The 20,048-nt window shown below is 68.3% G+C and carries 18 protein-coding genes and 1 riboswitch; of the genes, 9 read left to right on the top strand and 9 right to left on the bottom strand.

The features are described from left to right. The first annotated feature begins 379 nt into the window (after positions 1–379). Together LXN01_RS11190 and LXN01_RS11185 are read left to right on the top strand one after the other, a co-directional pair. The gene (locus LXN01_RS11190; RefSeq protein ID WP_236865165.1) at positions 380–2,092 is read left to right on the top strand and encodes a sodium:solute symporter family protein; all 1,713 of its coding nucleotides are present in this window, start codon (positions 380–382) and stop codon (positions 2,090–2,092) included. A gap of 111 nt (positions 2,093–2,203) precedes the next feature. Next, positions 2,204–2,341, top strand: a complete 138-nt coding sequence (locus tag LXN01_RS11185) for a putative transporter small subunit (RefSeq protein ID WP_236865163.1) — start codon at positions 2,204–2,206, stop codon at positions 2,339–2,341. A 124-nt stretch (positions 2,342–2,465) separates the two neighbouring features. Here LXN01_RS11185 and LXN01_RS11180 read toward each other — a convergent pair whose 3' ends face one another. From LXN01_RS11180 to LXN01_RS11165, 4 genes are all read right to left on the bottom strand, one after another. After that, a complete protein-coding gene (locus tag LXN01_RS11180; RefSeq protein ID WP_236865160.1) occupies positions 2,466–3,749 on the bottom strand; it encodes a type 2 periplasmic-binding domain-containing protein in 1,284 nt (427 codons plus the stop codon). A 248-nt stretch (positions 3,750–3,997) separates the two neighbouring features. Continuing rightward, positions 3,998–4,297, bottom strand: coding sequence for a DUF3263 domain-containing protein (locus LXN01_RS11175; RefSeq protein WP_236865159.1), 300 nt, complete (start codon positions 4,295–4,297; stop codon positions 3,998–4,000). A 109-nt stretch (positions 4,298–4,406) separates the two neighbouring features. Next, entirely contained in the window at positions 4,407–5,957 is a 1,551-nt protein-coding gene (locus LXN01_RS11170; RefSeq protein WP_236865157.1) for an NAD(P)/FAD-dependent oxidoreductase, read from the bottom strand. A gap of 245 nt (positions 5,958–6,202) precedes the next feature. Beyond that, entirely contained in the window at positions 6,203–8,521 is a 2,319-nt protein-coding gene (locus tag LXN01_RS11165; RefSeq protein ID WP_236865148.1) for an MMPL family transporter, read from the bottom strand. Positions 8,522–8,598: 77 nt separating this feature from the next. Between LXN01_RS11165 and LXN01_RS11160 the strand changes: the two genes are divergently transcribed. The 3 genes from LXN01_RS11160 (at position 8,599) to LXN01_RS11150 (ending at position 12,206) form a co-directional block, all read left to right on the top strand. Beyond that, positions 8,599–9,228 (top strand): MarR family winged helix-turn-helix transcriptional regulator, encoded by a 630-nt coding sequence (locus LXN01_RS11160; protein WP_236865146.1) that lies wholly within the window; start codon positions 8,599–8,601, stop codon positions 9,226–9,228. After that, a complete protein-coding gene (locus LXN01_RS11155; RefSeq protein ID WP_236865144.1) occupies positions 9,225–10,478 on the top strand; it encodes a M20 family metallo-hydrolase in 1,254 nt (417 codons plus the stop codon). The genes LXN01_RS11160 and LXN01_RS11155 overlap by 4 nt, the downstream gene beginning before the upstream one ends. 276 nt (positions 10,479–10,754) lie before the next feature. After that, entirely contained in the window at positions 10,755–12,206 is a 1,452-nt protein-coding gene (locus LXN01_RS11150) for an MFS transporter (RefSeq protein ID WP_236865142.1), read from the top strand. A gap of 80 nt (positions 12,207–12,286) precedes the next feature. Here LXN01_RS11150 and LXN01_RS11145 read toward each other — a convergent pair whose 3' ends face one another. The 3 genes from LXN01_RS11145 to LXN01_RS11135 form a co-directional block, all read right to left on the bottom strand. Then, positions 12,287–12,856: an NADPH-dependent FMN reductase gene (locus tag LXN01_RS11145; RefSeq protein ID WP_236865140.1), complete on the bottom strand. Its 570-nt coding sequence runs from the start codon at positions 12,854–12,856 to the stop codon at positions 12,287–12,289. 140 nt (positions 12,857–12,996) lie between these two features. Continuing rightward, entirely contained in the window at positions 12,997–13,425 is a 429-nt protein-coding gene (locus tag LXN01_RS11140) for a DMT family transporter (protein ID WP_236865138.1), read from the bottom strand. Continuing rightward, entirely contained in the window at positions 13,426–13,740 is a 315-nt protein-coding gene (locus LXN01_RS11135; protein ID WP_236865136.1) for a DMT family transporter, read from the bottom strand. It lies immediately after the preceding gene. A 10-nt stretch (positions 13,741–13,750) separates the two neighbouring features. Next, positions 13,751–13,817: riboswitch (guanidine-III (ykkC-III) riboswitch) on the bottom strand. Between the two features lie 88 nt (positions 13,818–13,905). Between LXN01_RS11135 and LXN01_RS11130 the strand changes: the two genes are divergently transcribed. Then, positions 13,906–14,961 carry an aminotransferase class V-fold PLP-dependent enzyme gene (locus LXN01_RS11130; RefSeq protein ID WP_236865131.1) on the top strand — a complete coding sequence of 352 codons (1,056 nt, stop codon included), beginning with the start codon at positions 13,906–13,908 and terminating at the stop codon, positions 14,959–14,961. Between the two features lie 102 nt (positions 14,962–15,063). Here LXN01_RS11130 and LXN01_RS11125 read toward each other — a convergent pair whose 3' ends face one another. Beyond that, positions 15,064–15,774 carry an MOSC domain-containing protein gene (locus tag LXN01_RS11125; protein ID WP_236865129.1) on the bottom strand — a complete coding sequence of 237 codons (711 nt, stop codon included), beginning with the start codon at positions 15,772–15,774 and terminating at the stop codon, positions 15,064–15,066. Between the two features lie 355 nt (positions 15,775–16,129). Here LXN01_RS11125 and LXN01_RS11120 point away from each other — a divergent pair, with 355 nt between their 5' ends. The 3 genes from LXN01_RS11120 to LXN01_RS11110 are packed head-to-tail and all read left to right on the top strand — an operon-like array spanning position 16,130 to position 18,013. Further along, positions 16,130–16,858 carry a GAF and ANTAR domain-containing protein gene (locus LXN01_RS11120; RefSeq protein WP_236865126.1) on the top strand — a complete coding sequence of 243 codons (729 nt, stop codon included), beginning with the start codon at positions 16,130–16,132 and terminating at the stop codon, positions 16,856–16,858. Next, positions 16,845–17,150 carry a hypothetical protein gene (locus tag LXN01_RS11115; RefSeq protein WP_236865124.1) on the top strand — a complete coding sequence of 102 codons (306 nt, stop codon included), beginning with the start codon at positions 16,845–16,847 and terminating at the stop codon, positions 17,148–17,150. The genes LXN01_RS11120 and LXN01_RS11115 overlap by 14 nt, the downstream gene beginning before the upstream one ends. 8 nt (positions 17,151–17,158) lie before the next feature. After that, positions 17,159–18,013, top strand: coding sequence for a GAF and ANTAR domain-containing protein (locus LXN01_RS11110; protein WP_236865123.1), 855 nt, complete (start codon positions 17,159–17,161; stop codon positions 18,011–18,013). A 72-nt stretch (positions 18,014–18,085) separates the two neighbouring features. Here LXN01_RS11110 and LXN01_RS11105 read toward each other — a convergent pair whose 3' ends face one another. Beyond that, the gene (locus LXN01_RS11105; RefSeq protein ID WP_236865122.1) at positions 18,086–19,879 is read right to left on the bottom strand and encodes a class I adenylate-forming enzyme family protein; all 1,794 of its coding nucleotides are present in this window, start codon (positions 19,877–19,879) and stop codon (positions 18,086–18,088) included. Positions 19,880–20,048: the final 169 nt, after the last annotated feature.

The following is a 20,048-nucleotide window of genomic DNA, read 5'->3' as shown; positions in this document are numbered from 1 at the left end:
CGGCGCCCGCTGCGCACCTTCGCAGCATGTGAAACACGTCCTCCCAACTGGTGAGATCGCCGAGTCTTGGTATGTTCATGAGGTCGCCGCCTTCCGGCCGCTGGGACGAGTGCACAGTCCCGCTGCACAGCGCCGGGGCGGCCGCTTCTGTGCTGACCACGGGTGCATTCGACTCTGCTGATGCAATCCGCGCACGAAGTCCGGCCGGGGAGCCGCATGCAGCAGCTCCGGAGCAATCCGGAAGCGCTGACCCGTGCCCGAAAACCCTCGCGCGCCATGCCGCGAGCTCGGCACCGCTGCGAACACCAGCACCGGCGGGAGCCCGAGCGCACCACGTAAACGAACATTCGAAACCAGACGAGAAGAGGCGAAACCAGATATGGAAGAACTCCATCAGCTCTCCGCGCCGGTGACGGTCGCGCTCATCGTGATCTTCTTCGGCGGCAGCCTGTATATCTCCAGCAGGATCAGCCGCAAGGAGGAGAACGCCGACGGCTACATGACCGGCGGTGGGCGCATCGGGTTCGGCATCGCCGCCGCCTCCATGACCGCCACCTGGATCTGGGCCTCCTCGATGTACGCCTCGGCGACCTCGGGCTACACCTACGGCATCTCCGGCCCCATCCACTACGGACTCTGGGGCGCCCTCATGATCCTGCTGATCTACCCTTTCGGGCGCCGGATCCGAGCGGTGGCGCCTCGGGCCCACACCATCGCCGAGGTGATGTACGCCCGCCATGGCCGGTCCAGCCAGCTGATGCTCGCCGGCTCCAATGTGCTCGGCAGCGTCATCAGCCTGACCTCGAATCTCATCGCCGGCGGAGCGCTCGTCGCAATGCTCTCCCCCTTCACCTTCACACAGGGAATCGTCACGATCGCCGCAGGCGTGCTGCTGTACACGCTGTGGTCCGGCTTCCGCGCCTCGGTGATGACCGACTTCGCCCAGGTGTGCGCGATGCTCGGCGCGGTCGTCGTGATCGTGCCCGTCGTGTTCTTCGCCGCCGGGGGGCCGCAGGTGTTCGTCACCGGCGCCGCGAACGTCACCCCTGAGCAGGCGAACTTCTTCTCCTCCGAGGCGTTCCTCCACCAGGGGGCGCCCTACATCGCGGCAGTGCTCGCCTACGCGATCGGCAACCAGACTATCGCCCAGCGCCTGTTCGCCGTGCGCGAGGATCTCATCAAGAAGACCTTCATCACCGCCACGATCGGCTACGGCGCAACGATCATCGGGATCGGCATGCTCGGAGTGGTGGCACTCTACGCCGGGATCGAGCCGATGGGCGGTGACGTCAACAATCTCATCCCGCAGATGGCAGCGACCTACCTGCCGGGCGCGCTGGTCGCCGTCTTCTTCATCATGATCATCGGTTCGATGTCCTCGACCGCGGACTCCGACCTGACGGCGCTGTCGGCGATCATGATGGCCGACGTCTACGGACAGAACGTTGCCGGCAAGGCGAAGGCCGACCCGCGGAAGATGGTGTGGATCGGCCGCATCACCATGATCGTCGCGACTGCCATCGCCCTCTACTTCGCGAGCGGGCAGATGAACATCCTCGACATGCTCGTGTTCGTCGGCGCGCTGTGGGGCACCCTGGTGTTCCCGGTGATCGCGAGCTTCTACTGGAAGAAGGTCAGCAACCTCGCGTTCACCGCCTCGGTCCTGGCAGCGATGGCGTGCTTCCTGCCAGTGCGCTTCGAGCTGATCCCGATGACGGGACCGGTCGGGTTCGTCGTCGACCTGCTGTCCGTGGTGGGCATCGGCGTGGTGCTGGGCCTCATGGCCTTCGGGTTCTTCGGCCTGCGGGCAGCGGTGGTCGTGGGCGGTGTCGCCGCTGTGGTCTCGGCGCCGTTCGTGATCGGCTTCCTGCACGACTACAACGTGCTCTCGGCCTCTCTCGTGGCCTACGCAGTCAGCGCACTCGTCTGCACCATCCTGTCGGTGCGCAGCAACGTCGACTTCGACTTCTCGCTCATCGCGAGGCGGACCGGTGACTTCGATGAGCGCGAGGAGGAGGTCGCCATCGTCGCCGAGGCGGAAGCAGCCGCCTTGGGCGTCGAAGGCCCCGCGGACCTCGGCCGGAAGCGCTGACTGGGCCGGAGGCTCTGGTTCGGAACCTCTGGTTCGGAACCTCTGGTTCGGGAGCGCCGGCCGAGCCGGAACCGCCGGCTTGGGCCCAACCATCACTTCTGAAAGGACATCATGGAGTTCTCACCTGAAATGCTCACCGTCTACGTGCTCATCTGGCCGGTGATCGTCGCCGGCGTGCTGTTCGGCATCATCCGGGCCTTTTCCAAGGAGGCCCGCGAGGCGAAGCGCGAGGGCAGGGACATGATCTGACGCGCCCGGACGGGGAATCAGCGGGGCCGGCGTCGCTTCAGATCACCTTGCCGCCAAGCCGCCGATCCTCCAGCGGCAGGTCGAACAGCTGGCCGAGCAGGGTGGGCCAGCTGTTTGACCTGCGTCAGTTCGGTCTGTGCGGAAGAACCACTTCATCGAACAGGCGCTCGGCAAACGGCTGGAAGTCGTACTCGTCCGGATCGAACCACTCGTCCAAGTCCTCGAAGCCGCCCTCCTCCGTGTACCCGAGCTCTTCCGCAACCTGCTTCCACTTCTCCACACTTTCAGCTGATCTCTGCGCAACATCACTGCCGATCACGCCGGATTCCTCGATCGCCGACAGCAGCTCCTCATTGGTGTCGCCGATCTGCTGATCGGAGTCGTCGGCCATCGGACCGATCTCTCCGCCCGCCTCCTTGAGCTGCTTCACTCCTGCGGCATTGCCCCGGGTGATGACCTCGTTGCTCGCCGCAAAGCCGTCCAGACCGGAATCGAAGATGATTTGCTGGTACGCAAGCGGCAGCTGCTGATAGCCGACACCCGCCAGGTTCGCTCCAGCAGAACGGCCGGACAGGCTGTTCTCCTCGGAGGTGTACGCAACATTCTTCGCGACTTCGAGCAGACCCGCTTCTTCCGATGGCAGAAGCTGCGCCAGCGTGCAGTCGACAGTCCCGCGCTGGAGCGCTTCGAAGACCTCGACATACTCCATCGACACCGGTGACGCTCCCAGGTTCACCGCCTGCTGCTCGTGCGCGACGCTCGCAACGCGGACCTGACGCCCTTTCCAATCCTCAAGGGAAGTACCCGCATCGGTACAGACCGACAGATAGGTTCCGGTGCTGATCATCGGCGTCAGCGGGCTGATTCCCTTCTCCTCGTACTGGGAAAGCAGCTCTTCCGAGTTCCATGCCATGTCGACGACCGCAGCGTTTCCGACCATCTCGCCGAGCACCGGCGAATTGGGCATTCCTGCCGTCGCTGTCGCCAGTGCGTCGAAAGCCGGGTACTCGGTCGGCTTGTAGATCGGGAGCGCATAAGAGACATCAACCCGGCCATCCGCGAGTGCATCGTCGATTTCCGCGTACCCCGCGATCGCCTGACCCCAGACGACATCGACCGTGATCTTGCCGCCGGATCGCTCTTCCACGTAGTTCTTGAAGGACTCGGCGCTCAGCGCAGAGATCGAGTTCGGTGACTGCGCACCGGCCTGGTACGTGATCTCCACTGGATCGAGCTCCTGCAGAACAGCGTCGACCTCTTCCTGCGATGCTCCGAACTCGAATCCCTCACCGCCCTCGCCGCCTCCTCCGGCGCTGCCGGCACTTCCGGCGCACGCGCTGGTCACCAAGCCAGCGGCCGCAACGATCGCGATGACGGACACCAGCTTCCGGGAATTAATAGACTTCATAGCTCCTCCTCATCGAGTGCTGTACATCTGAGCTTCGGCACCGCGGATTCTCGCTGCTTGAAGGCGTCAATCGGGTTGAGCCGTCGCTCTCCGTGCACTCTATCGGCCGACATCGGAATTCCGCCGGAAATGGAAGAACCGTTTCGCCCGTCCTCACCCGACGCGCGTCTCACCCGGAGCCCGTTCTCAAGTGAGCCGTGCCGCAGGCGCACGAGAGCGGCACGGCAATCGTCAGCGGAACGCGCAGTTCAGAAGAGGCCGACCCAGCGCAGGTCGGCCGAGTCGACGCTGCTGCCGCCGCCGCTCCGCGCCCGGCGATAGCGCTGGTACCGGAAGGCCTCCGTGCGCGCGGCCCGTACGCGGGCGACAACCTGGGGCGCGAATGTCATCGCCCCCGAGGTATCGGCGAGCCCGTCGAGCATGGCGGGGTACCGTTCAATCGCGATACCGTGCCCGGTGCAGAACTCTCGGCGCTGCGCAGAGGTCGGCTCCGACCTCTCCAGATCGAGCATCTCCCGATCGAAATCCGTGAGCGCCTCGCTGTCCATGCTTCTCCTCGCCTCGCCCATCCCGTCACCCGTGCAGAACCGTCACCCGTGCAGAACCGTCGCCCTACTCCCGCCGCGGCACACCTCGCCCGTGCCGGATCCAGCCGCTCTACTCGTGCATTCCCGCCAGCCGGGATCCGAAGCGTGCGAGGAGCGATGTCTGCTCGGCCCCGCGGGATTCCTCCCAACGGTCCGCCAGCCCGAACAGCCGGTACATCCCGTGCACCCCGAGCCAGCGCACCGGTTCCGGTTCCCAGGTGCCGGAGTCATGGTCGTTCCAGGGCAGCGAGGTGCGCACGGTCGACTTTCCGTCGATCCGGTCGAGCAGAGTGCGAGCGGCCAGCTGGGTCGCGGCGACACCGTGACCGGCGTAGCCCCGCACCGCGCCCAGCCGCGTCCGGGAATCGAAGTGGACTCCCGTGCACCAGTCGCGGGTGACGCCGATGACTCCGCGCCACGAGTGGGCGATCGGGAAGTCGTGCCCGGGGAACAGGGACTGCAGCTTCTGCCGGAGCCTGGTGATCGTCGCAGGATCGACCGCCCCGTCGCCCGGGGTGCCGGACCCGAAAGCATAGGGCGCGCCGCGTCCGCCGATCGCAATCCGGCCGTCGGCGGTGCGCTGGGCGTAGATGAAGCCGTGGGCAGCATCGTTGAGGCATTCCCGCTCGGTCCAGCCGATCTGCTCCCAGGTGCTGTCGGGCAGCGGCTCGGTGATGATCATCGCCGAGTTCACGGGAATGAGGCTGCGAGGACCCAGACCGGGAACGGGACCGGCGATGCGACCCGAATACGCCTCGGCGCAGGAGATGATCGCCCGGCCCTGGACCGGGCCGCGCTGGGTCAGCGCCATCCCGGGGTCGATCCGGCTCACCCGAGTGACCTCGCAGATCCGGACGCCACGCGCCGCCACCGCCCGGGCCAGGCCGCGAGTGAGGCGGGCGGGATCGATCGCGGTCGTGTGCTCGTGGAAGAGACCGCCGAGCGCCCCGCTGACGTTGACCCGCGCACGGGTTTCCTCGGCGGAGAGGAGCCGCACGTCCTCCGGCGAGTAGCCGTACTTGAGATCGGCGTCATAGGCCGCGCGGAGCCGTTCCAGGCCCGCCCGCGTCTGGGCGACGGTGAGGTTCCCGCCCTGGGCGTGACGGGCGTCGATGCCCTCGCGCCGCAGCACCGCGAGCGTGTCCTCGATGGTGGTGAACAACGCGAGCTGGAACGCGCTGACCGCGGCGATGCCGTCTTCCCCGGCCTTCTCCGCAGCCCGGGCGTAGACGGCTCGGTTGCCGGGGATCAGGGTCGAGAGCCATCCCCCGTTGCGGCCGCTGGCGCCATAGCCGACCTCCTTTGCCTCGAGGATCGTGATCGCCCAGTCGGGGTGCTCCAGCGCTGCATAGTAGGCCAGCCACAGCCCGGTGAGCCCGCCGCCGACGATCACGAGGTCCTGCGCCTCTTGGGGAAGGGGCGCAGGAGCGCTGCGGTCGAAGACCGAGGCGCCGGTTCGGGATGCCGCCGCGTCCGCGCCTGCCTCCGAGGCACCGCCCGGGGGTCCGAGTCCGGACACGGCCTCGTCCGCGCCTCCGTCCGCGCCGCCTGCCCCGGGTATGGGGCGGACCGACGAGCGCGGCGCCTCGGCCATCCAGTGGGAGATCTCGCCGTTGCGCATCGCGATCACCTTTCAGCTGTGTGTCGACGTCCCCAGCGCGCGCTGGTGCTTCTCCCAGGAACCCTGCCACCAACTCGCGCGCGTGCATAGACGGCCGCAGGCGCCCACCCGCGTGCGCGCAGACGGGGGCGGACGTCATACTGCGGTTACCGATCGTCGAAAATTCTGCTGTCGTCGACGATCAGTAACCGCAGTTATGTCCCGCCTTCAGTGTGGGCAAGGGATGGAGTGCGCTGCCGCTTCGGTCAGCGGCGGCGTGCGAGGAGGCGCACGGGCCCTTCCTGCGCGCCACTGCCGTCATCACCACCCGTCGCCAGATCGACACCCGTCGTCAGGCCGGCGCCTCGCGCATCACCCGGCCGGGCGGAGCGGCCGAGCTTCGATGGCCACCACACCTTCGGTCCGATGTCGTACACGAGCGCCGGCACCAGCAGCGAACGCACGATGAAGGTGTCGAGCAGCACGCCGAAGGCCACGATGAATGCCAGCTGCACGAGGAACAGGATCGGGATGACCGACAGCGCCGCGAAGGTCGCCGCCAGCACCACGCCCGCCGAGGTGATCACCCCGCCGGTGATCGCCAGGCCGCGCAGCACTCCGGCGCGAGTGCCCCAGCCGAGCGACTCCTCCCGGACCCGCGTCATGAGGAAGATGTTGTAGTCGATGCCGAGCGCCACGAGGAACACGAACCCGTACAGCGGCACCGCGGGATCGGCGCCCGGGAAGTCGAGGATGTAGTTGAACACGAGTGCCGCGACACCCATCGCCGTGCCGAAGGACAGCACGGTGGTGAGGATCAGCAGCACCGGCGCGACGATCGCTCGCAGGAGCACCATGAGGATCAGCAGGATCACCACGAGCACGATCGGGATGATGAGGTTCCGGTCGTGGATGGCGGAGTCGTTCGTGTCCACGGCGGTCGCGGTCACGCCGCCGACCAGCGCCTCGCCGGGGACGTCTGCGAGTGCGGCCCGCAGGTCGCGCACCGTCTCCTCGGCCTCCAGCGAATCCGCCGTCGAGGCGAGGGTTCCCTGGAGCAGCACCTGACCGTCGACGACGGTCGGGGCGATCTCGGGCACCTCAGGCGCAGCCGCGCCGTCCGGTCCAGCGGCGCCCTGCGGATCAACCCCGCTCGCACCACCCGGGAATCCCGGCTGCTCGATGTCGCCGTCCTCGCTCACCGGCAGGGTGCCGGACGGTGAGTCCTCGGCACTGACGGTCACGGACTCGATCTCGCCGGTGTCCCACAGGACCTGCGCGGCATCCGGCAACTGGTCCTCATCGACGAGGACGTACACCGGAGACCCGGCCCCGCCGGGGAAGTGCTCGCCGAGGGCCTCCTGGCCGTCCCGCGCCTCGGACTCGCCGAGCACCAGCTCGGACTGCGGAACGCCGCTGGCCTGGAGCTGGGTGGCGGCGAGGGCACCGCCCAGCAGCACGATCGTCGTCACGATCCAGATCGCACGAGGAGCGCGCCGCACGAACCGCGCCACCCCGGCCCACAGCCCGCGGGTCGGAGCGGCGGCGTCACCCGCCTCGGGGTCGTAGAGCGGGCGGCGCGGCCAGAATGCCGCACGGCCGAGCGCATACAGCAGCGCCGGCAGGAAGGTCAGCGCCGACAGCATCGCGAACACGATACCGATCGAGGCGATGGGGCCCAGGGTGGAGTTCGACTTTAGGTCGCTGAGCAGCAGGCACAGCAGGCCGGCGATCACGGTGCCGCCAGAGGCAAGGATCGGCTCGAACGATCCGCGGATCGCCTTCCCCGTCGCGTCCCACTTGTTCGGGGTGTGCCGCAGTTCCTCGCGGTATCTGGCGACGTAGAGGAGGGAGTAGTCGGTGGCGGCGCCGATCACGAGGATGAACAGGATCCCCTGGGTCTGTCCGCTCAGCAGCAGGACCCCGGCCTTGGCCAGCGACCACACGGTCAGCAGGGCCACGCACAGGGCGAACACGCTGGTGCTCAGCACCGCCAGCGGCAGCAGGAAGGACCGGTAGACGATGATGAGGATGATGAACACCGCCGCGAGCGCCACTGCGAGCAGCAGCCCGTCGATGCCGGCGAACCCGGCAGCCAGGTCGGCGGAGAAGCCGGCCGGTCCGGTGACGTAGACGGTGATGTCCCCGGGCAGGCCGTCCCGCAGCTCGGCACTCAGGGTCTCGACCGCCTCGCCGGTGTCTACGTCCGCGTCGAGCGGGACGAACGACTGCGCCGCCAGCCCGTCCTCCGAGGGGATGGGCGGGGAGACGTCGTCGACGACCACGGGCAGGTCCGCGGCAGCGGCGACCCGCTCGCCGATCACCTCCAGCTGGCTGTCGGTGAGCTCCTCGTCGCTGACGAAGACCACCACCGCCGGCAGGGCGTCGCTGTCGGTGAACTCATCGAGCTTCTGCTGGACCCCCGAGGCGTCGGCCGATTCCGGCAGATACAGGGTCTGATCGTTGGAGGACACCTCGTCGACCCGTCCGAAGAGTGGCCCTCCGACCGAGGCGCCCGCCAGCCACCCGAGGATGAGGAGTGCCGGAAGCAGGATGCGCAGCCAGCGCGGCACGCGAGTGAACATGACAGGGACCTTTCGGATAAATACCTAGCTTAGCTAGCAATCAGCCTAGCATCCTTTCTCCGCGGTACAATCTGCAGATGACCTTCGCTCATCCTGTCGGTGACCCCGTGGACACCGCCGGCTCTTCCGGTGGGTCCCATTCCGCACCGCAGGACGCTGCTCCCCCGACCGGACCCGCTGTCTACGACGTCGATTCGAACGACCCGGACGGCCGGCTCATCGACCGCGCGCACTTCTCCAAGGAGGAGATCGCGCAGATCAGCGCCGTGATGCAGGCGCTCGGCGAGCTGCGGGAGGCGGAGAACCGGCTGCGGGACGCCTCCCTGGAGTACATGAAACTCGGCCAGACCGACATGCGGGCCATCCACTTCCTCATCGTCGCGGAGAACTCGGGTCAGGTGGCGACCGCCTCGGCGCTGGCGGTGCACCTGGGGATCTCTTCGGCCTCGACGACCAAACTCGTCGACCGGCTGGAGCGCGGCGGTCACCTCACGCGCAGCCCCCACCCCACCGACCGCAGGGCGCAGGTGCTGCGGATCACCCAGGAGACCCGCAAGTCTGCGATGGAAACGGTGGGCGCCCAGCACGCGCGCCGGTTCCACTCCGCCGCCCGGTTGAGTGCCGACGAGCGCGAAGTGGTGATCCGATTCCTGCTCGATATGGCACAGGAGCTGGGCAGCGGTGATCTCGATTGGAGTCCACGATGACCACCCTCACTCCCGCTTCGGACCGAATCCGCACCGACCTCGAGGACCTCGCCGCCCTCGTCGACCCGGACCTGCCCGGTTGGTCCCGGGTCGCTCTCACCGAGGTCGACATCGCGGGACGGCACCACGCCAAGCGGCTCATGGACCAGGCCGGCCTGGAGACCACGATCGACGCAGCCGGCAATGTCCTCGGTCGGCTGACCAGTCCGAGGTCGGGCGGCCGCACGATCATGGTCGGCTCCCACACCGACACCGTCCCGGGCGGCGGGCGCTTCGACGGCATGGTCGGCGTTGTCGCCGCGATCGAGGTGGTCCGGTGCCTGCGCGAATCGGGGACGGTGCTCAACCACGACCTGCTCGTCGTCGACTTCTTCAGCGAGGAGCCCAACCGGTTCGGCCTCAGCTGCGTGGGCTCGCGCGCCCTCGTCGGTCAGATCACCGCGGACACGCTCGCGCTCACCGACGCCGAGGGCGGGCGGTTCGGGGACGCTCTGGCGGCGGCGGGGATCGACGCCGCCCGGATCACCGGCGCCCGAATGGACTTCAGCCGCGTCGACGCGTTCATCGAACTCCACATCGAGCAGGGCCCCTACCTGGAGGAGCACGGCAGCCAGATCGGGCTCGTCGAGCGCATCACGGGCCTGTCCCGGTTCAAGGCGCTGTTCCGCGGGCAGCGCGACCACGGCGGCACCACGCCCATGAACCGTCGGCGGGATGCCGGCTGTGCCGCGGCCGGCACGGTGCTCGCCGTCGAGCGCATCGCCTCGCAGGAGGAGAGTTCGCGCGGCACCGCCGGCACGCTGACATTCACGCCCACCGCGGTCAACGTGGTGACCGAGCAGGCGGAGATGTCCGGCGAGTTCCGCAGCCCGCAGGGCGAGTGGCTCGACTACGCCCGCTCGGAGATCCTGGCCGCCGCCGGAACCGAGGCGAGCTCACGCGGAGTGGACGTCGACTTCGAGTTCCTGCCCACCCAGCAGCCGGTGACGATGGACAGCGCCCTCATGGGCCTGTGCGCCGAGTCGGTCGACGGCCTGGGACTGTCCCGCACCACGCTGTTCAGCGGGGCCGAGCACGACGCGGCGATCATCGCCACGCAGGTTCCCGCGGTCATGCTGTTCGTCCCCTCGCAGGGCGGCCGCAGCCACTGCCCCGAGGAGTGGACCGACCACGCCGAGGTGACCGCGGGGGTGACAGCGCTGGCGCACTCGATCGTGGCGGTCGACAGCGCGGAGCTGCCCGGCCGCTGATTCGGCGCTTGGTGAACTCGGCCCGTGTCAGGTGAACGTGCCGCGGGTCAGCGGTGTGGTTATCGAGGGTGGGCGGTGCGTCGCAGACCATGGTGTGGTTATGTTGGAGAGATGCTGAACGCTCGATCGGTCGAGTGTTGAATCCGGCACCGAGCACACCCCTCGGTCGCAAGCGAAGGAGCTTGGCATGACCACCGATTCGTCCTCCCTCACAGGGCTGGGGCTGCAGCAGCAGCCGCGCGCCGCAAGCTGCACTCGGCCCTGCAGAATTCGTCGGTGATCGAGGTGTTCCGAGGATCCTCCCCGAGCTCGACCGTCTGGCCGCTGTACGTCGTCACCTTCCTGTCGACCTACACGGTCGCGGTGGCCAGCATCTCCGCGCCCGGCATCCAGCTCTCGCTCGCCATTCCCGAATCCCGGACCTCACTCGTCGTCGGCGCATACTCGGCGACCTTCGCCGCCGGGCTCATCGTCTCCGGTCGGCTGGGCGACCGGTGGGGCAGACGCCGGATGTTCCGGATCGGCACGGCCGCGCTGGCCGTCACCGCGCTGCTGACCGCCTGTGCGCCGACCCTCGAGCTCCTCGTGGTGGCCCGGCTGCTGCAGGGCTGCGCGGCCGCGGTCACGACACCGCAGGTGCTGGCCAGCATCCAGGCGATCCTCACCGGGGAATCGCGGTTGCGAGCGGTGGGGCTCTACAGCGTCTTCGCGGGCACCGGCACCGTGGGCGGTCAGGTGCTCGGCGGGGTCATCAATACGGCCTTCGGCGAGGAGTTCGGCTGGCGGGCGGCTTTCGCCAGCGTGGGCGTGGCTGCGTTCTTCGCGTGGGTCGGCGCCAGGTATCTCACCGAATCGCGCTCGGCTGCACCGCTGGGACTCGACCTGCGCGGCTCGATCACCCTCGCCGCCTCCTTGCTGCTGCTCATCGCGGGGCTGACCAACGCGGCGAGCATCAATGTCATGTCGCCGCTGTCCCCGGCGGACCCGCTGGTGATGACAGCGGTGCTGCTGGGCGCCTCGGCGGTGGGGTTCGTGCTGCTGGGAGTGCACTCCCGCGCGCGCGAGCGCTCGCGGCGACCGTCGATCCTCCCGCTGCACGTCATCCGGGAGCCGGGCGTGCGGATCGGGGTGACGCTGGCCTGCCTGCTGTTCGTGATGATCGGCGGATTCATGTTCAACTGGTCGGTGCTCAGTCAGCTGGGATTCGGGTACACGCCGCTCGAGTCCGGGCTGGCGGCGGCGCTGCTGGCGGTGGCCTTCGTCATCACCTCCGCATTCGCCCCGCGGTACGTGGCGCGCTTGGGCGGACCGGCGATCGGCGGTCCCCGCGTGCTCGTCATCGCCTCGGTGATCCAGGGAGTGGGCCTGGTGGGGCTGGGGGTCGTAGCGCTGGCCGAGCTCACGCCCTTCGTGCTCTGGTTCCAATTCACCGCGGTGCTGATCGGCGGCGGACAGGGGCTCATGCTCGGGCCGCTGGTGTCCGTGATCATGAACGTCGTGCCCGACGATGTCGCCGGCCTCACCGGCGGACTGGTCGCCACCGGCCAGCAGACGGGGCTGGGCCTGGGGATTGCCGTGCTGTCCACCCTGTTCGCCGGGCTGGCGCAGATCGCGCCGATGCAGATCGCCTACGGGTGGACGATTCTCGGGACCCTGGTGCTGACCGCGGCATTCGGCTGGCTGGCGGCCAGGCTGGGAGCACACGGGAGGCGGGCTGCGGCGGGCTGATCGAGCAGAGGCGTGAGCAGCTGCCGAACGTCATGCCCGGGCGACCGGGTGGGTCGCGGTCGCAGAGCCGGGGTGCGGCACTATTTCAGCAGCGCGACGATCTCCTGTACCACGGTGTCAACCTGCTGCCGCACCTCGGGCAGCAATCGCCCCCTCTCGTCCTGGTAGCCCGACTTCGACAGCACGGCTACTGCACTCGGCGTGGGCACCCCGCGCATCCGAGCGCTGATATCCCGAGCCGCGCGCACCGTGTTGAAGACGGACAGCGGGTCCGTGCCGGTCACGACCACACCCACCGGCGCGATCCGGCCGCCGCCCGAACCCTCGAAGTCGCCCAGGTGATCGAGGGCGTTCTTGACCAATCCGGAGACTCCTCCGTGGTAGGCAGGGGTGCCGAGCACGATGGCGTCAGCGGCGCCGGCAGCCTGGAGGAAGGCCGTCTGCTCCGGCGTCTCGCTGCCCCAGTTGGTGCCCGCGAACGGCAGCGCGCTGATGAACTCGGCTGCGAACGTCCGCAGTCGCGCTCCGGTCCGTTCAGCCACCGCCTCTGCGACGGCAAGCATGAGCACCTCCGACGACGAGCCGGACCGGGTGCTTCCCCCGATGGCCACGATGGTCTTGGTGCGGTTCGGCGCTGACTGCTCGGACATCCTTCATCTCTTCCGGTAGACGTCGTGGTGCGGGGAATATTCGCACCCTACTCGAAGGTATCCCGTCCGCAGTGGCGAGCTGACGCCGCCCGACATCAAGCGCCGGCACCTGTGGCCGAAGAGATGACTTCTGCAGGCGGCTACGACGAGCCGGTCTCCGACCTGGCACCCGGCTGCGCCGCCGCGGACTGCCCGGACTGACCGGACTGACCGGACTGACCGGGCTGACCGGGCTGACCGGACTGCGCCGGCTTGGACGGCACCAGCTTGAGTCCGATCACCGCCACGATGATCCCGCCGAGGAACACAGCCTTCCACGCCGTGAGCGCTTCCTGCCCGGTCACCACGGCGATCCCCACGGTCAGCGCAGCCCCGATTCCCGTCCAGACCGCGTAGGCCGTGCCGATCGGGATGTGCTTGGCGGCCCACCCCAATCCGAGCATGCTGATGGTCACCGTGATGAGGAAGACGATCGTCGGGAGGAGCCGGGTGAAGTTCTCGGAGTATCCGAGCGCAGTGGCCCAGATCGCCTCGAACACGGCGCTGATGACGAGGACGAGCCACGGCATTCAGCTCACCGCCTTCAGGCCCACGACCGAGCCGACGAGCAGGACGAGCAGGACGATCTTCGCCACCGAGGCGCTCTCCTGCCGGGTGACCATCGCCCAGACGACCGTCAGGGTCGCGCCGATGCCGACCCACACGGCGTAGGCCGTGCCGGTGGGGATGGAGGTCATCGCCCAGGACAGCCCGAGCATGCTGACCACCATGGCGACCACGAAGACGATGGTGGGCCGGATCTTCTTGAAGCCCTGCGAGGCGGACAGTGCGGAGGCCCACACGGCCTCGAGCATTCCGGAGACGACGAGTACGAACCACGCCACGACATTCCCTTTCGAGTCAGTCTTGTCGCTTGGCGGGTACTGCTCCCTCGTCCGCAAACCCGATCGCCGGGTTTCATCAGGACATCTTAACGATCGGGATGCGCGTTGGCATCCTCACTGACCATTTCCGGCGGGCAGGCCGAACTGCCCTGGTAGCCTGCGGGCATGCGCGAAGTGTTCGATGAGGAGTTCCTCGGCGCTGAGAACTTCCTCAACACGGCGACCTACGGCCTCCCCTCTCGGCGCCAGACGGAGGCGCTGCACGCCGCGCTCCGGCGCTGGGAGCTGGGCGAGCTGGGGGGACCCGAATTCGACGCCTCGGTGGCCCAAGCACGCGAGGCGTTCGCCCGCCTCGTGAACATGCCCGCGGAATCGGTCGCAATGGGAGGCAGCGCCTCGGCGCTCATCGGACTCGTCGCCGCTGCGATCCCTGACGGCACTCGAGTGGCGACCGTGCCCGGCGAATTCGCCAGCGTCACCGGCCCCTTCGCAGTGCAGGCGAACCGCGGAGTGATGGTCACCGAACTACCGCTCGGGGAGCTCGAGGCGCGCGCCGGCGACTTCGACCTCGTCGCGGTCAGCGTCGTGCAGTCGGCTGACGGGCGCATGCTCGACCTGGATGCACTGCGCACCTCGGTCGAGGGCCGGTCCACCTTCGTGCTGCTCGACGTCACCCAGGCCGCCGGCTGGCTGGAGCTCGACCTGCACTGGGCCGACGCGGTCGTCGGCGCGGTCTACAAATGGATGCTGTCACCACGAGGCACGGCGTGGATGGCGGTGAGCAGCCCGCTGGCCGACCACCTCGTCCCGCACGCGGCGAACTGGTACTCCTCGGCGGACGCGTGGTCGAACACCTACGCGTTCCCGACGAATCTCGCCCCGGACGCGCGGCGCTTCGACACCTCGCCGGCGTGGTTCACCGTCCTCGGTGCAGGAATCGCGATGCCGTGGCTGGCCTCGTTGGACATGGCGGCGGTGGAGGAGCACTGCGTCGGCCTGGCCAACCAGGTGAGGCAGGCCGTCGGCATGGTGCCGTCCAATTCCGCGATCGTCGCACTGGATGTCGTCGACGCCGCCGCTCGACTGGAGGCGGCCGGCATCCGCGCGGCAGTCAGGGCAGGACGTGTGCGGGTCGGCTTCCACCTCTACAACACCGCCGCTGACGCAGAGACGCTGATCCGGGCCCTCGGCGTGGATGAACGCTGCCCGCGGGGTCGATAGGCGGCCGTCACGGCCGCGGGCGAACTCGGACCGCTGACCGGCGGATTATGACCTGACCGACACACGCCCGGACTGCTGACCGCGGTGGGCCGCAACCCCGGACTACTGACCGAGGCGGGCCGAATCGTCCTCGACCGTTCCCCTGACCAGTCGCCGGGTGAGGTTGACCCGCCATTTCTCGGGGAGTTCCGGCGATTCCAGCACTCGCTCGATCCCCTCGCGGTCGTACCTGTCGACGTTCATGATCCGGTTGACCTCGGCCACCGATGACGAATTCGAGAGCCGGCTCTTCAACCGCATGGTGTCACCCGGCGCGATCGCGCCGGGCTCGAGAACGCGCAGGTAGAAGCCGCAACGACCGGTGGTCTGCATGAGCTGCGGGAGGTCGGCGACGTTCCAGCGCGCCGACACCGTGGTGCAGGGGCGGCGGGGCTGAGTGACCTGCACCAGCGCGGAGCCGAGCTCGAAGACGTCACCGAGGTGCACCGCCTCCTCGAGGAGGCCCGAGAGAGTGAGATTCTCGAAGAATCCGTCCTCGCCGATCTCGATGCCATCGGCCTCCCACGCCGGGTAGTGCTCCGCCGGGTAGCAGCAGATGGCCTTGTCCGGCCCGCCATGGACCTTCGTATTGCCCTGCTCATCGCCGTCCAGCCCGTAAGTTCCGGCCTGAACCGGTCCATCGTGCGGCGTCTTGTGTGCGCCGGTCATGATGGTGCGCCCCGACCACTGCCGCAGCTGCGCGGTCCCGGTGCGAACGCGTTCGACAGTGCCGCGGAGCTCGACCTTCTGCGGGCTGTAGGAGGTTCCGGTCATAGGCCTTCCAGCGTACCGGAGCGCTGTGCCGCAGCGACATCGGCGTCGGGTACGCCCGACGCCACCATCCAGCACGCCCGAAGTCACAATCCAACATGCCCGACGCCACCATCCAGCACCCTCGCCATCGGCATCCAGCACGCTCGCCATTCCTACCGCTCCACGGCTTCCATACCGCTCCACGGCTTCAAATCCCCGATCAGGCGGTTAATACTCACTCAAGAGTCAGCTCCGACCTGTAGTAACGCTCAACGCGCGAGATTAGACTTCGATCAACACAAGCGAACTACTCGACCCAGCTGTCCGGCACCGCGAAAGCACTCGCCAGGGCCGCCCACCTGAACCTGTAGGAATCATGGCACCTGACTTCGAACTGAATGCACTGGCGGAGGCCACTGGGAGAGTCCGCGGCGAGCTGCTGACTTCCGAAACCGCTGAGAGCGCCGTTCAGCTGCTCGCCGAGGTCGCCGCGGAGCTGGTTCCGCAGGCAGCCGGCGCAGGCGTGACCCTGATCAGGGACGGCAGACCGACCAGCACTGGATCGACGAACAGCACCGTCAGGATGGTCGACGCGATTCAATACGAGACCGGTCAAGGGCCGTGCTTGACGTCATGGGCCGCGAGCTCCGTCGTGAACGTCGTCGACGCCCGCACGGAAACCCGATGGCCGCTTTGGGCGGCCGCCGCAGTCGAGGTGCCGGTCCTGTCGTGTGTCAGCGTTCCGCTCGTCAATGGCCGCGACACCATCGGAGCAATGAAGGTCTATGCGGTGGAGCCGAACGCGTTCGCCGGTGAGACGACTCGCCTCCTGAATCGGTTGGCAGCGGCCGCCTCGGCACTGCTCGCGCACATCCAGACCAGTGAGACCCCGCTGCGCATCAATCACCAGCTGGCAGAAGTGCTGCGAATCCGCGACCTGACGAACATGGCCAAAGGCGTCCTCATCACGCGCGGGATGAGCGCGGCGGAGGCGCAGTCATGGCTGCTCGAGGCCTCCCGCCGGCAGCGGCGTCCGGTCGCAGAGGTGGCGCGTGACCTCGTCGGCGCTCTCAAGCCCGAGGAAGGCGCTGATGAAGGAGCTTGATGAGAACGAGCAGGCACGTCGGCTCGCCCTGGCGATCGATCGCTCGCGGATCAGCATCGGCGCTCTCTGGCTGCGGTACTTCAGCATCGGGGGAACAGTGGGTGAGACCGAGGTGGAAGCATATGTCCGGGGAGCGATCTCGCTGCCAGGACTCGAGCGGGACATGCTGGCCCACGCCGCGAATGAGCTCGTCGACGAGATGCCGCCTCCGCCTCGGGCACCGTACCGGGACTCCCCGTCCGAGGCGCTGGCGGAGTACCGATGCGATCGCACCGAGGACACCGAGAGCTGAGGCAGACCATGGACTCCCGATTCTCTCGACCCGCCGATGATGCGGCTGACTGCGAGGGGCACGAAAACCCGCACTCGGAATCCGGAGTCCTGGGCGGCCCCGATGCCTGGGTCATCGAGCTGCTGCTCGATGCCGACGACCTCACCGAGGTGGCCACGCGCTTCACCCGCCTCCTGAGCACCGACCTCTCGGAAGGTGCTGCCCGGGCCTGGTGCAGCCTGGCCGTGGTGCGCGATCGACGACCGGTCACCGTCGCGTTCAGCCACGAACAGGCGCACACGCTCGACGAGGCGCAGTTCCTCACCGGCGAGGGACCGTGCGTGAAAGCGGTTCGTGATCAAGTGGTCGTCGGCCTTCCCGATCTTGCGTCCGAGGAGCGGTGGCTCACCTTCAACCGCACTGCCGTGGCGCAGAAGGTCGGGTCCGTTCTCGCCGTGCCCTTCGAGCTGCCCGGCGAGACCAAAGCCTGCCTCAACGTGTACTTCACCCAGCCGTACTCCTACGATTGGGTTCTTCTCGAAGCAGTGACGGAGCGGATCCAGGCCGCCACCTTTGCTCTGCGGATCGCCGCCCGCCTGTCCGGCCGCAGCAGCACCGACCCGGATATGGCCGCGGCGCTGCAGTCGCGCGCCGCGGTCACGCTGGCCCTCGGCATCATCATGGGGCAGAACGCGTGCACGCAGGACGAGGCATTCCACGCACTGATCACGACTGCGCGCAAGCGGAAAGTGCGCATGCACGACCTCGCCGCCGGGATCATCGCCGGGCTGAACAGTGGCGCCGGAGCAGCGGTTATCCAGCAGTCCGGGCCGGTCGCCGAGCAGTCCGGGCCTGCCACAGAGCCGCCCGGGCTCGGCACATAGCACCTCGCCAGGAGGCGGCGCGCCTCGCCAGCGAGCGCCGCGCCTCGCCAGCGAGCACCCTCACAACCCGACTCAACGCCGGTCGCGCAGCTCCCGCCGCTTGATCTTGCCGGTCTGGGTCTTGGGCAGGTCGTCGATGAGGCGGATGCGCCGCGGATACTTGTACGCCGCCAGCCGATCCTTGGCGAACGCCTGCAGCTCATCGGCCGTCGCCGAGGCGCCTGCTCGCAGCGAGATGTAGGCCGCCACCGTCTCCCCCCGGTACTCGTCCGGCTCGCCGACGACGGCGACCTCGTGCACATCGGGATGCTGATAGAGCACGTCCTCGACCTCGCGGGGCCACACCTTGAACCCGGACGCGTTGATCTGGTCCTTGAGCCGATCGACGAGGTACACCCAGCCCTGCGCATCGATGATCGCGACATCACCGCTGCTGAGCCAGCCGTCGTCCGACAGCACCTGCGCGGTCTCCTCCGGCTTGCCCAGGTATTCGGGCATGATCTGGGGCCCGCGCATCTGCAGCTCGCCCTCCTGCCCGGCCGACGCCTCGGTCCCGTCGGGCGTGATCACACGGGCGTCCAGGCCCGGCGTGGGCACCCCGATCGACAGGGTGCCACTGGCCTCGTCGACGGGCGCGCGCAGACCCGGTGGGACCGCGATCACCGCCGAGGCGGTCTCCGTCATCCCGTAGATGTTGTGGATATAGTGACCGAACCGCTGCTCGAACCGCTCCACGGTGGACGGCGGGATGGGCGCCCCGCCGGAGTACAGCCAGCGCACCGTGCGCAGGTCCTTCGCATCGCCCCGGTCGAGGGCGAGCAGGGCGTTGAATACGGTGATCGCACCGACGGTCACCGTCACCCGGTGCCGGTTGAAGCTGTCGAGGAGCACCTCCGGCTGCACCCGGTTGATGAACACCAGCGCCGCCGGGGACATCAGGGTGGCAGCCGCCGAGGCGACCGCACCGGTGATGTGGAACAGCGGCGCCACCGCCAGCACCACGTCCTCCTCGCCGATCCCCTGCCAGCGGTTGAAGTTCACGGCCACGGACAGCACGTTGCGGTGGGTGTTGATCGCGCCCTTCGGGGTGCCGGTGGTGCCCGAGGTGTACGTCAGCAGGGCACCGTCCTCCGGGCCGACCTCGACGGGTGCGGGAGTCCGCCCCTCGTTGTCCTCGATCACGGTCAGGAGGTCGGCGACGTCCGCCGCACCGGAGGCGCCCGCCGGCTCACCGCTCCTCGCGTGGTCAGAGCCGTCCGCCGGCTCACCGCCCTCGCCCACCGGCACCCGGTCCACCCCGGCGAAGATCCGCTCGTCGTCCTCGGTCTGGAAGTCGAGATCGCTGGTCGTGAGGATCCAGCTCACCGAGCTGCCCTGCAGAGTTCGGGACGCCTCGGCCAGTTCCCGGTCCAGGCAGATGAATCCGACGGCGCCGGAGTCGTCGATCAGCCGGCGGAGCTCGTCATTCCGGTACATCGGGTTGAGGATGAGCACCGTCCCGCCGATCTTCCACAGCGCGAGCATGGCCAGCGCGAACTGCGGGATGTTCTGCAGGTACACGCCGACCACGTCGCTCTTCCCCACCCCGCGTGCCTGCAGGCCGCAGGCGAGCGCATCGGAAGCAGCATCGACCGCGGCCGCCGACAGCGTGGTGTCGAAGTAGCGGATGCACGGCGCGTCCGGACCGGCCGTCACCCGAGCCCGCCACGCCTCGACCAGGCTGCCGGGCACCTCGGGCGGGTGATTGGTGATGCCGGCCGGGTACAGCTGCGCCCACACCCTGTCCGGAACGGCCTGCCGGGAGGCTGAACCGGGGTGGGCGGTCCCGGACGGGTAAGTGGTCGGTATCTTCTCTGACGCTGTCATCTCCGCTCCTTCGCGGTCGAGTGGACGACGATGTCTGTCGGGGTCCGCAGCTGTCCAGCGTACGCAGTCACGCGGACCACGGAGCCGGCGCACGGCTGTGGGACCAGGCTATCGCTCGGTCCGGGCTCACCCCTTCTCGAGCGCGGCAAGCACGGCGAGTGCCCGGTCC

Origin of the sequence: Brevibacterium daeguense, from assembly GCF_021729135.1 — a bacterium.
In the GTDB taxonomy this organism is placed as follows: Bacteria; Actinomycetota; Actinomycetes; order Actinomycetales; family Brevibacteriaceae; genus Brevibacterium; species Brevibacterium daeguense.
The sequence above is the reverse complement of the archived record's forward strand: the minus strand, read 5'-3'. Positions and strand labels throughout refer to the sequence as shown.

Coding starts and splice junctions, on each gene's coding strand:
- LXN01_RS11190 (WP_236865165.1), top strand. CDS start 380: ATGGAAGAACTCCATCAGCTCTCCGCGCCGGTGACGGTCGCGCTCATC.
- LXN01_RS11185 (WP_236865163.1), top strand. CDS start 2,204: ATGGAGTTCTCACCTGAAATGCTCACCGTCTACGTGCTCATCTGGCCG.
- LXN01_RS11180 (WP_236865160.1), bottom strand. CDS start 3,749: ATGAAGTCTATTAATTCCCGGAAGCTGGTGTCCGTCATCGCGATCGTT.
- LXN01_RS11175 (WP_236865159.1), bottom strand. CDS start 4,297: ATGGACAGCGAGGCGCTCACGGATTTCGATCGGGAGATGCTCGATCTG.
- LXN01_RS11170 (WP_236865157.1), bottom strand. CDS start 5,957: ATGCGCAACGGCGAGATCTCCCACTGGATGGCCGAGGCGCCGCGCTCG.
- LXN01_RS11165 (WP_236865148.1), bottom strand. CDS start 8,521: ATGTTCACTCGCGTGCCGCGCTGGCTGCGCATCCTGCTTCCGGCACTC.
- LXN01_RS11160 (WP_236865146.1), top strand. CDS start 8,599: ATGACCTTCGCTCATCCTGTCGGTGACCCCGTGGACACCGCCGGCTCT.
- LXN01_RS11155 (WP_236865144.1), top strand. CDS start 9,225: ATGACCACCCTCACTCCCGCTTCGGACCGAATCCGCACCGACCTCGAG.
- LXN01_RS11145 (WP_236865140.1), bottom strand. CDS start 12,856: ATGTCCGAGCAGTCAGCGCCGAACCGCACCAAGACCATCGTGGCCATC.
- LXN01_RS11140 (WP_236865138.1), bottom strand. CDS start 13,425: ATGCCGTGGCTCGTCCTCGTCATCAGCGCCGTGTTCGAGGCGATCTGG.
- LXN01_RS11130 (WP_236865131.1), top strand. CDS start 13,906: ATGCGCGAAGTGTTCGATGAGGAGTTCCTCGGCGCTGAGAACTTCCTC.
- LXN01_RS11125 (WP_236865129.1), bottom strand. CDS start 15,774: ATGACCGGAACCTCCTACAGCCCGCAGAAGGTCGAGCTCCGCGGCACT.
- LXN01_RS11120 (WP_236865126.1), top strand. CDS start 16,130: ATGGCACCTGACTTCGAACTGAATGCACTGGCGGAGGCCACTGGGAGA.
- LXN01_RS11115 (WP_236865124.1), top strand. CDS start 16,845: ATGAAGGAGCTTGATGAGAACGAGCAGGCACGTCGGCTCGCCCTGGCG.
- LXN01_RS11110 (WP_236865123.1), top strand. CDS start 17,159: ATGGACTCCCGATTCTCTCGACCCGCCGATGATGCGGCTGACTGCGAG.
- LXN01_RS11105 (WP_236865122.1), bottom strand. CDS start 19,879: ATGACAGCGTCAGAGAAGATACCGACCACTTACCCGTCCGGGACCGCC.